Origin of the sequence: Variovorax sp. LjRoot290, from assembly GCF_964253985.1 — a bacterium.
Taxonomy (GTDB): Bacteria; Pseudomonadota; Gammaproteobacteria; order Burkholderiales; family Burkholderiaceae_C; genus Variovorax.
In genome coordinates this window covers 50,851-59,865 of the sequence record NZ_CAXURW020000001.1, presented here as the reverse complement: position 1 = coordinate 59,865, position 9,015 = coordinate 50,851, and the positions used below count along the sequence as shown (strand labels likewise).

11 protein-coding genes are annotated in these 9,015 nt (G+C 67.8%); 7 read left to right on the top strand and 4 right to left on the bottom strand.

All coding sequences use genetic code 11. The features are described from left to right. Window positions 1-55 precede the first annotated feature (55 nt). On the top strand, window positions 56-973 hold the full coding sequence (locus ACSQ9A_RS00320; protein ID WP_436294790.1) for a LysR substrate-binding domain-containing protein: 918 nt from the start codon (window positions 56-58) through the stop codon (window positions 971-973). Window positions 974-976: 3 nt separating this feature from the next. Here ACSQ9A_RS00320 and ACSQ9A_RS00315 read toward each other — a convergent pair whose 3' ends face one another. Next, the gene (locus ACSQ9A_RS00315) at window positions 977-2,284 is read right to left on the bottom strand and encodes a hypothetical protein (RefSeq protein WP_436302268.1); all 1,308 of its coding nucleotides are present in this window, start codon (window positions 2,282-2,284) and stop codon (window positions 977-979) included. A gap of 105 nt (window positions 2,285-2,389) precedes the next feature. Between ACSQ9A_RS00315 and ACSQ9A_RS00310 the strand changes: the two genes are divergently transcribed. Both ACSQ9A_RS00310 and ACSQ9A_RS00305 read left to right on the top strand, forming a co-directional pair. Then, on the top strand, window positions 2,390-2,812 hold the full coding sequence (locus tag ACSQ9A_RS00310; protein WP_093106916.1) for a hotdog fold thioesterase: 423 nt from the start codon (window positions 2,390-2,392) through the stop codon (window positions 2,810-2,812). 49 nt (window positions 2,813-2,861) lie between these two features. Further along, a complete protein-coding gene (locus ACSQ9A_RS00305; RefSeq protein WP_436294792.1) occupies window positions 2,862-4,220 on the top strand; it encodes a solute carrier family 23 protein in 1,359 nt (452 codons plus the stop codon). Here ACSQ9A_RS00305 and ACSQ9A_RS00300 read toward each other — a convergent pair. Further along, window positions 4,187-4,519, bottom strand: a complete 333-nt coding sequence (locus tag ACSQ9A_RS00300; RefSeq protein ID WP_436302267.1) for a hypothetical protein — start codon at window positions 4,517-4,519, stop codon at window positions 4,187-4,189. The genes ACSQ9A_RS00305 and ACSQ9A_RS00300 overlap by 34 nt on opposite strands. 201 nt (window positions 4,520-4,720) lie before the next feature. Between ACSQ9A_RS00300 and minC the strand changes: the two genes are divergently transcribed. The 3 genes from minC to minE are packed head-to-tail and all read left to right on the top strand — an operon-like array spanning window position 4,721 to window position 6,628. Further along, entirely contained in the window at window positions 4,721-5,476 is a 756-nt protein-coding gene (gene minC / locus ACSQ9A_RS00295; protein WP_436302266.1) for a septum site-determining protein MinC, read from the top strand. Window positions 5,477-5,524: 48 nt separating this feature from the next. After that, window positions 5,525-6,340, top strand: coding sequence for a septum site-determining protein MinD (minD, locus tag ACSQ9A_RS00290; RefSeq protein WP_093106925.1), 816 nt, complete (start codon window positions 5,525-5,527; stop codon window positions 6,338-6,340). 3 nt (window positions 6,341-6,343) lie between these two features. Continuing rightward, window positions 6,344-6,628, top strand: coding sequence for a cell division topological specificity factor MinE (gene minE / locus ACSQ9A_RS00285; RefSeq protein ID WP_436302265.1), 285 nt, complete (start codon window positions 6,344-6,346; stop codon window positions 6,626-6,628). A 15-nt stretch (window positions 6,629-6,643) separates the two neighbouring features. Here minE and ACSQ9A_RS00280 read toward each other — a convergent pair whose 3' ends face one another. Beyond that, window positions 6,644-7,549 (bottom strand): alpha/beta hydrolase, encoded by a 906-nt coding sequence (locus ACSQ9A_RS00280; protein WP_436302264.1) that lies wholly within the window; start codon window positions 7,547-7,549, stop codon window positions 6,644-6,646. A gap of 190 nt (window positions 7,550-7,739) precedes the next feature. Further along, the gene (locus ACSQ9A_RS00275) at window positions 7,740-8,342 is read right to left on the bottom strand and encodes a TetR/AcrR family transcriptional regulator (RefSeq protein WP_093106933.1); all 603 of its coding nucleotides are present in this window, start codon (window positions 8,340-8,342) and stop codon (window positions 7,740-7,742) included. 100 nt (window positions 8,343-8,442) lie between these two features. Here ACSQ9A_RS00275 and phaP point away from each other — a divergent pair, with 100 nt between their 5' ends. Continuing rightward, window positions 8,443-8,934 carry a TIGR01841 family phasin gene (gene phaP, locus ACSQ9A_RS00270; protein WP_436302263.1) on the top strand — a complete coding sequence of 164 codons (492 nt, stop codon included), beginning with the start codon at window positions 8,443-8,445 and terminating at the stop codon, window positions 8,932-8,934. The last annotated feature ends 81 nt before the right edge of the window (window positions 8,935-9,015 follow it).

Here is a 9,015-nt window from a genome sequence, read left to right as displayed (position 1 = left end):
GAGACCGGCGCCAGCGGTAGACGTATGGGACGATGAAGTGCTATACGTGCTGCGCATGAAGACCACGCACGACCGCCTGGACCTGCTCGACACTTTTCTGCGCATCGGCGACACCGGCTCGCTCAGCAAGGCGGCCCGCCTGCTCGGCACCACGCAGCCGACGGTGAGCCGCAGGCTGCTGGAGCTCGAACGCCTGCTCGGCTGCAAGCTCGCGATACGCACCACCGCGAGCTTCTCGCTGACCGACGAAGGCCGCTCGCTGCTGGCCGAGGCGCACGACCTGACCGATCGCTGGTCGGGCCTGTCGAGCCGGCTCTCGGGCGGGCAGAGCCGGCCCGAGGGCACGCTGCGCGTGATCGGCCCCTCCGGCTACGGCACCGGCTTCCTGACCGATGCAGTGACCGATCTGCGCGCCGCCCATCCCGGCCTGCGCATCGAGCTGACGCTGACCGATCGCGTGGTCGACCTCGCCGCCTCGGGCGCGGAGTGCTGGGTCTGCGTCGGCGAGGTGCGCGACCCGGGGCTGGTCTGCCGCCAGCTCGGCTCGATGGAGCGCGTGCTGCTCGCGACACCGGCGCTGCTCAAGCGCCTGGGGCCGGTGACCCTGGCGCGGCTGCCCTCGCTGCCCTGCGTCGGGCTGGTGCCCTACGTGATGGGCAGCGTGCGCCTGCTCGACAAGGCCGGCCGCTCGCGCATCGTGGCGCTGGACACGCCGATCCGCACCGACAGCCTGCTGTCGAGCTACCGCGCCATCCTCAACGGCGCGGGCATCGGGGCGGCGGCGCCGTGGATGTGCCAGGACGACCTGCAGGCCGGCCGGCTCAAGCGGGTGCTGCCTCAATGGTGGCTGGAGCCGGTCGGGATCCACGTCGCGTTGCCGCCAGGGATCTATAGACCCGCGCGTGTGACCGCCTTCATCGAAGCGCTCAAGCGGCGCATGCATGCGCTGCCCGGTTTCCGCCCGGCGCCCTGAGCCTCAGCGCGGCTTCTGCGGCGGCTTCTTTTCCTTCTCTTCGTCCTCGCCGCCGAACAGCTTTTCCACCTGCTGCCCGATGCGCGCGCCGATGGCGGTGCCGACACCCGGCAGCACGGCCGTGCCCACTGCGGCGCCGGCGAGCGCGCCGCCGGTCAGCGAAAGCTGCGGCTCGTCGAGCGTGCCGGCGAGCTTGAAGGGCACGCCGACCACGCCGTCGACCAGGTCGATTGCTGCCTCGCCGCTCAGGCGCCGGTTGAGCACCGTGGCGCTGCCGCTCGCGGTGAGCAAGCCGGAGCGCGCCTGCAGGCCGGTGTAGCGAAGCACGATGCCGTCGTCGCCGGACTGGGTGTCGAGGGTGCCCGTGAGTTCGTCGAACACGGTCTGGCCGCTGCGGTCCGCGCCGGCGGTGCTGACTGCCTTCGCGAGATCGAAGCCCTTCAAGGTCGCGGGCTTGACCGTGAATCGGGTGCGCGTGTGCAGCCGGCGCACCATCTCGCCCAGGTTGTCGCCCTCGGTTTCGAGCTCGGTCTGGCCGTCGATCCTGCCTTCGACCGCGTTGCGCCGCGCAAAGGCGCCGACCAGCCCGGCGATGTCCACGCCCTTCGGCGACAGCTGGGCCGTGAGGCGCATCCGGCCCTGGTCGAGCACCCGCAGCGCCGCATCGCCGTTCCACGAGCCGCCGCCCACATCGATCTTCACGCGCCAGCGGTCCTGCTCGCCTTCACGTTCGACGCGCATCCTCGCGGCGGGCGATGCGCCGCGCCGCGACACTTCGGCCTCGCGCGGGCGCCAGCCGCGGTCGAAGCGCAGGTCGGCGTCGTAGGCCAATCCGATGTCGCGGCGGTCGATCCAGGTCACATCGCGCAGCCGCAGGTGTTCGAGCGGAACCTCCGCCGGGCTCCACGCGCCGGCCAACGCCGTGGCCGCATCGCTCCACTGCCAACGCCCGCGGAAGGCGCGCACCGAGGTGCGCGGCAGCACGGCACCCTCGATTTCGACGGCATCGATCGCGATCCTGCGATTCCACAGCGCGGCGAGCTGCGGCCGCACGACCACGCGCCGCACGGTGATTGGGCGCTCCTGCACGGTCGCGAGATCGCTCAGCACCACCACCGGGATCGGCCTCAGCGACCAGTGCGCCCCGCCGATGCGAAGGGCGATGCCGGAGGCCTTCTCGAAGCGCTGGCCGATCTCGGCCGCGAGCGCTTCGTCGCTCGGCAACAGCCGCCAGGCCAACAGGGCCAGGCCGCCCAGCAAGAGCAGCACCGCGACGGCGGTTCCGGTGATCCATCGTCCTGCGCGGGTCATGATGAAAGCTTATGCCGTACAAGGCCGGCGGCAGTGTCGGCGGGAGGCCCGTCGTATCAGGGCCAGTCGCTATAGTTTTGGCCACATCGAACAGGAGAATGCCGCATGCCCATCTGGAAAAAAGAAATCTCGATCGAAGAACTGACTCGCAGCCACATCGACACCGCGGTCCAGACGCTGGGCGTCGAGTTCCTCGAGATCGGTGACGATTTCATTCGCGCCCGCGTGCCGGTGAACGAGCGCACGCGCCAGCCCTTCGGCATCCTGCACGGCGGCGTGTCGGTGGTGCTGGCCGAGACGCTGGGCTCCTGCGGCGCCCACTACTCGGCGCCCGAAGGCGAGCGCTGCGTGGGACTGGACATCAATGCCAATCACATCAAGGCCACGACCTCCGGCTGGGTCACCGGCACCGCGCGGCCGGTGCACCGCGGCCGCAGCACGCAGGTGTGGCAGATCGACATGACCAACGACGCGGGCGAACTCACTTGCGTCTCCCGCATCACCATGGCGGTGCTGAAGGCGCGCTGACCGGCTGAGCCCGGGATCCCGACAAAGACAACAACCGAGGAGAAGAACAATGAGCGATTCCTACCTTCCCCGCTGGCGCGAAGTCGCAGCCGGCAGCACCGCCGTGGTGGCGCCCGACGAGCGGCTGCCCTGGCCGCAAACGGCCGCGATGGGCGTGCAGCACGTGATCGCGATGTTCGGCGCCACGGTGCTGGCGCCGATCCTCATGGGCTTCAATCCCAACATCGCGATCCTGATGAGCGGCGTCGGCACGCTGATCTTCTTCGTCGTCACCGGCGGCCGGGTGCCCAGCTACCTGGGCTCGAGCTTCGCCTTCATCGGCGTGGTGATCGCGGCCACGGGCTATGCCGGCCAGGGGCCGAACGCCAACCTGGGCGTGGCGCTGGGCGGCATCATCGCCTGCGGCCTGGTCTACACATTGATCGGCATCCTGGTGGCCGTCACCAACGAGCGCCATCACAAGACGGCGCCCCTGCGCGGCGTGGAGGTCGAGGAGATCGAGCAGGACGTTGCGGTGCACTGGATCGAACGGCTGATGCCGCCGGTGGTCACCGGCGCGGTGGTCGCGGTGATCGGGCTCAACCTGGCGAGCGTGCCGATCAAGAACATGGCGCCGACCGGCTTCGACACCTGGATCCAGGCGCTGACCTTTCTTTGCGTCGGCCTGATCGCGGTCTACACGCGCGGCATGGTGCAGCGCTTGCTGATCCTGATGGGGCTGATCGCCGCGAGCGTGATCTACGCAGTGCTGACCAACGGCCTCGGGCTGGGCAAGCCGATCGACTTCACGGCCCTCGGCACCGCGCCATGGTTCGGCCTGCCGCGGTTCGCGGTGCCGGTGTTCGATGTCAACGCGATGCTGCTGATCGCGCCGGTGGCGGTGATCCTCGTGGCCGAGAACCTGGGCCACATCAAGGCCGTGAGCGCGATGACGGGGCGCGACCTCAACCCCTATCTCGGCCGCGCCTTCATCGGCGACGGCATCGCGACCATGGTGAGCGGCGCGGCCGGCGGCACCGGCGTCACGACCTATGCGGAAAACATCGGCGTGATGGCGGCCACCAAGATCTATTCCACGGCGATGTTCGTGGTCGCCGCGCTGATCGCGCTGCTGCTGGGCTTCAGCCCCAAGTTCGGCGCGCTGATCCAGGCCATCCCGCTGCCGGTGATGGGCGGCGTCAGCATCGTGGTCTTCGGCCTGATCGCGGTCGCGGGCGCCAAGATCTGGGTCGACAACAAGGTCGACTTCTCGCAGAACAAGAACCTGATCGTGGCTGCGATCACGCTGATCATCGGCACCGGCGATTTCACGCTGAAGTTCGGCCAGTTCGCGCTCGGCGGCATCGGCACGGCGACCTTCGGCGCGATCCTGCTCTACGCGCTGCTGAGCCGCTCGCGCCAGGCCTGAATGCGCCGGCGCGGGAGGGTGCGCGATCGGTAGACGATTTCGATGCGCGCCATGAGTTCGCGAAACAGTCCCATCGGATCCTCGACCATGCGCGTCACCGGATAGCTGCCGAGCGCAAAGCCGGCAAAGCAGATCTGGACGCGGTCGAAGTACAGGAAGAGGCCCTGGCCCGCGTCCTGCAGGCAGCGCTCGGCTGTTTCGAAGAAATCGTCGCGCGGAAGCACGGGCTGCGCCACCGCACCGAGGCTGTAGGTGTAGAGGCCGGGCTGGACGGTCCGGATATCGAGGATGGGTTGCATGGCAGGAAATGCGCCTTTTTGAAGCGGGCCAGTCTGCGAAGAGATTTCCGGGCCCCGTGTAGGAATCGGGCGCTCCTTCATGACCGCAAAAAATGCAACCTGGTGCAAGAGATGTTGTGCCGCGTGTTCTTTCACCAGCCTGTCAGCGGCGTGCGGCCTGCGCCCCGTTAGACTCCAACGCTTTTCGCACCAACGTTTTCCATGGCCGATGCTTCCGCCGCGCGCACCAAGGCGGTATTCGAATTCAAGAGCGCGACGCTGCCGCTGATCGCCGTGATCCTCAAGACGGCCGAGCTCGGCGTTCTCGCCGAGGCGCTGGACGTCCAGTTGGCCGATTCGCCTGACTTCTTCGATCAGGAGCCGGTGGTCATCGACCTCTCGCAGCTGCAGGAGGACCAAGCGGGCGCCAATATCGACTTTGCCGCGCTGCGCGCGTTGCTGGCGCGCCACCAGACGCAGCCGATCGCCGTGCGCGGCGGCAACGATGCGCAGAATGCCGCGGCCCGTGCCGCCGGCCTGTCGCTGGCCGCGATGCCGGTGACGCCGAGCCCCCGCCCGCCTGCGCCGCCGGCCGAGGCGCCCAGCGAGGCGCCGCAAATCGTGCGCGAAGTGCCGGTGCCGGCGAACGGCACGCTGGTGATCGACAAGCCCTTGCGCTCGGGCCAGCAGGTGTATGCGCGGGGCGGCGACGTGGTCGTGACCGCCGTGGTCAGCTTCGGCGCGGAGGTGATCGCCGACGGCAACGTCCACGTCTATGCACCGCTGCGCGGCAAGGCGATCGCCGGTGCGCGCGGCAATGCCGAGGCGCGCATCTTCACGACCTGCATGGAAGCGCAGCTGGTGGCCATCGCGGGCATCTACCGCACCTCGGAAGTCGCTCTGCCGGCAGACATCGCAGGCAAGCCGGCACAGATCTCGCTCGACGGCAAGAAAATCGTGATGAGCGCGATTCAATGAAGCGGCGCGCCTCGCACACCTGACAACCGAAATAAACGAAGGAATGGAATGGCCAAAATTGTGGTGGTGACCTCGGGCAAGGGCGGCGTCGGCAAGACGACCACGAGCGCGAGCTTTGCGTCGGGGCTCGCGCTTGCCGGCAAGAAGACGGCCGTGATCGATTTCGACGTCGGCCTGCGCAACCTCGACCTGATCATGGGCTGCGAACGGCGCGTGGTGTACGACCTGATCAACGTGATCCAGGGCGAGGCCAACCTGAATCAGGCCCTCATCAAGGACAAGCAGTGCGACAACCTGTTCGTGCTGGCCGCTTCGCAGACGCGCGACAAAGACGCGCTCACGCAGGACGGCGTCGAGAAGGTTCTGACGGACCTCGGCGGAATGGACTTCGACTACATCGTCTGCGACTCCCCGGCCGGCATCGAGACCGGTGCGCTGATGGCGATGCACTTCGCCGACGAGGCCCTGGTCGTGACCAATCCGGAAGTTTCGTCGGTGCGCGATTCCGACCGCATCCTCGGCATGCTCGGCAGCAAGACGAAGCGCGCGAAGAACGGCGGCGACCCGATCAAGGAGCACCTGCTGATCACGCGCTACAACCCGAACCGCGTGGCCGGCGGCCAGATGCTCTCGCTGGAGGACATCAAGGACATCCTGCGCATCAAGCTGATCGGCGTGATCCCCGAATCCGAAAGCGTGCTCCAGGCTTCCAACCAGGGCGTGCCCGCGATCCACGACAAGGAGAGCGACGTGGCCGAGGCCTATAGCGACGTGGTGGCGCGCTTCCTCGGCGAAGACAAGCCGATGCGCTTCATCGATGCCGAGAAGCCGGGCTTCTTCAGGCGCATGTTCGGAGGGAGATAAGCCATGTCCCTCCTCTCGTTCCTCTTGGGCGAAAAGAAGAAGACTGCGAGCGTCGCCAAGGAGCGGCTGCAGATCATCCTCGCGCACGAGCGCAGCAGCTTGAGCGGCAAGAAGCGGCCCGACTACCTGCCGGAACTGCAGCGCGAGCTGATCGCGGTGATCTCCAAGTACGTGTCGATCAAGGCCGAGGACATCAAGGTCAACCTGGAGAAGCAGGACGACCTCGAGGTGCTCGAGGTCAAGATCGAGCTGCCCGACGCGGCAGCGGCCGCGCTCGCGTCGCGCTGAAGCTTCTTCCGGCGCTCAGGGCCGGACGATGAACGCGACCACTTCCTGCAGCACCGAAGGCTCCTTGAGGATGCGCCGGTGGCCCAGGCCTTCGGTCGCGATCAGCCGCGCGCCCGCGATCGCATCGCGGTAGGCCACGCCGTCCGCGAAGCGATTGACGCGGTCGTCACGGTCGTGCACGACCAGCGTGGGCTGGCCGATGCGCGGGCCGACGGCGGCCGGCTCCAGGAGCGGCATCAGGATGCCCTCGCGCGCCTCGATCCGCCGCTGCATCGCGGCGCGCGTGCGCTCGCTGAGGCCGAACACGTGCGCGAAATAGCGCGTGAACGCGTGCGGCGACGCGGGCGGCGCCAGCAGCACCAGGCTTTGCGCGGGCAGGCCGCGGCCCGCGGCGTAGGCCAGCGCGTTGGCACCCAGCGAGTGCGCGACCACGGCCTGCAGGACGGCGCCCTGCTGCACCAGCCGCGCTGCCACGTAGTCGATGGCACGTGCGAACTGCGGCAAGTTGCTGACGGTGCCCGCGCTGCGGCCATGGGCCGGCATCTCGAGCAGCACCGGCGTGAAACCCTCGGCCGCCACGGCCTGCGCGAGCGCCAGCATCTGGCCCGCATGACCGCCCCAGCCGTGCACCAGCAGGACCTTCGGCGTGTCGGCGGCCATCACGGCGGGCGTGTAGAGGCCCATGCTCGCGTCCTCGAAGGGCCAGGCTTCGCGCCGCCAGCCCGCGCCCGGGCCGTGGCGCCGGTTGATCCATTTGAGCGGCAGCGGCGTGCCGAAGAGCCGATAGGCGGCGCGGACCCCAAGAGCCGGCCAGGCGCGTTGCGCCGTGCCCAGCGCGAAGCGCAGTGCGCGCATCGCGAGGCTGGCGCCGTAGTAGTTGGAAGCGGCGGCGCTGGCGCCGGTGCTGATGGTGGATTCCATGCTCAGTACCAGACCCAGTCTTCGTTGCTGCGCGGGAGGCTGCGCACGGTATCAACGACGGAACGGATGCCCAGCCCCAACAGGCAGGCTCCAAGAAAGAGAAAAGCGATCAACATGAGGTTTCTCCTTTTATCGCACAGTTGTGCGAAATTCAGACAAGGGAACGGGCAAGGCAGAGAGACATGGGGGTTCAGGCCCGGTAGCTGGCGACCAGCCGTTGCCAGGTCAGCACGGCGCGCTCAGCGGCACGCGGGTCGCGCAGGAAGCGCGCGTCGTGCAGCAGGGCCATCACCAGGCCGTTGATTTCGCTCACGAGCTGCGCGGGGTCGGTCTCGGCCTTGAGCTCGCCGGTCTCGATGGCCTGCAGCACGGTACGCCGGAGCGCGGCGCGCCAGCGCGTGACTTCTTCCAGCAGCAGGTCCCGCAGCTCGCCTTCGCGGTCGTCGAGCTCGAAGGCTCCGGCGGTGTAGATGCAGCCGGTTTCGATCTCCACGTCGCGCGTGCGCACGATCCAGCGAGACACGATCTCGTCGAGGCGCGCGAGGCCCTTGGGCTTTTGCATCGCAGGCACGAAGACATCGGCCAGGAAGCGGCGGCCGAATTCCTCGATCACCGCCTTCTGCAAGGCTTCGCGCGAGCCTACGCGCGAGAACACCCCGCTCTTGGACAAGCCCAGCCGCGTGGCCACCGCTTGCAGCGTGATGGCCTCCAGGCCTTCGGCCGAGGCGAGATCCATCGCCGCACCGACGATGGCGGTGCGGGTCATCTCGCTCTTCTGGGTCTTGGCGTCCATGCGAGCCAATTTAGCACATGCGTGCGAAATTGCAAGCCACTTCCATGAAGCCCTGGTGTGGGCGTATCGTGGCAGCCCCAACCACAGAACGGAGAAAAGCATGGCAACAAGCAGCAAATCAAGCGGCGCCACCGCCGCCAAGAAAGCGCGCCCCACGGCCGCGGAGGATGTCCAGGACGCCTTCATCAAGCCCCTCAAGGGCATGGCCGAACGCCTGCAGAACCTTCCGCTGGCGGGCGCCGCAGGCGCCATCGTCGAGAGCGGGCGCAAGGACCTGCAGGCGCTGGTGCAGGCCAACGAGAAGTCCTACCAGGGGTTGCAGGCGGTGGTGCAGCGCCAGACCGAGATGCTCAAGGCATCGATCGTCGAATGGCAGGGCACGGTGAAGGGGATGTCGCCCGCCGACCCGCGGGACAATCTCGCCAAGCTCGATGCCATGGGCAAGGCCGCCTTCAAGCAGGCACTCGACGACATCCGCGAGCTGTCGGAACTGGCGGCCAAGTCGCAGGCCGAGGCTTTTGACATCGTGAGCGAACGCATCCGGTCCAACGTGGACGAGGTCAGCAAGCTGCTGCAGCCGAAGCGCAAATGATGCCTCGCCGATGTCTTATGGCCTGATCCGAGAAAAAGGTCCGTGACGCTTCACACAGGAAGCGTACATTGGTCCCCATTC

What these genes read in the sequence shown, in the direction of transcription:
- ACSQ9A_RS00320 (WP_436294790.1), top strand. Translation starts at nt 56, where the DNA reads ATGAAGACCACGCACGACCGCCTGGACCTGCTCGACACTTTTCTGCGC.
- ACSQ9A_RS00315 (WP_436302268.1), bottom strand. Translation starts at nt 2,284, where the DNA reads ATGACCCGCGCAGGACGATGGATCACCGGAACCGCCGTCGCGGTGCTG.
- ACSQ9A_RS00310 (WP_093106916.1), top strand. Translation starts at nt 2,390, where the DNA reads ATGCCCATCTGGAAAAAAGAAATCTCGATCGAAGAACTGACTCGCAGC.
- ACSQ9A_RS00305 (WP_436294792.1), top strand. Translation starts at nt 2,862, where the DNA reads ATGAGCGATTCCTACCTTCCCCGCTGGCGCGAAGTCGCAGCCGGCAGC.
- ACSQ9A_RS00300 (WP_436302267.1), bottom strand. Translation starts at nt 4,519, where the DNA reads ATGCAACCCATCCTCGATATCCGGACCGTCCAGCCCGGCCTCTACACC.
- minC (WP_436302266.1), top strand. Translation starts at nt 4,721, where the DNA reads ATGGCCGATGCTTCCGCCGCGCGCACCAAGGCGGTATTCGAATTCAAG.
- minD (WP_093106925.1), top strand. Translation starts at nt 5,525, where the DNA reads ATGGCCAAAATTGTGGTGGTGACCTCGGGCAAGGGCGGCGTCGGCAAG.
- minE (WP_436302265.1), top strand. Translation starts at nt 6,344, where the DNA reads ATGTCCCTCCTCTCGTTCCTCTTGGGCGAAAAGAAGAAGACTGCGAGC.
- ACSQ9A_RS00280 (WP_436302264.1), bottom strand. Translation starts at nt 7,549, where the DNA reads ATGGAATCCACCATCAGCACCGGCGCCAGCGCCGCCGCTTCCAACTAC.
- ACSQ9A_RS00275 (WP_093106933.1), bottom strand. Translation starts at nt 8,342, where the DNA reads ATGGACGCCAAGACCCAGAAGAGCGAGATGACCCGCACCGCCATCGTC.
- phaP (WP_436302263.1), top strand. Translation starts at nt 8,443, where the DNA reads ATGGCAACAAGCAGCAAATCAAGCGGCGCCACCGCCGCCAAGAAAGCG.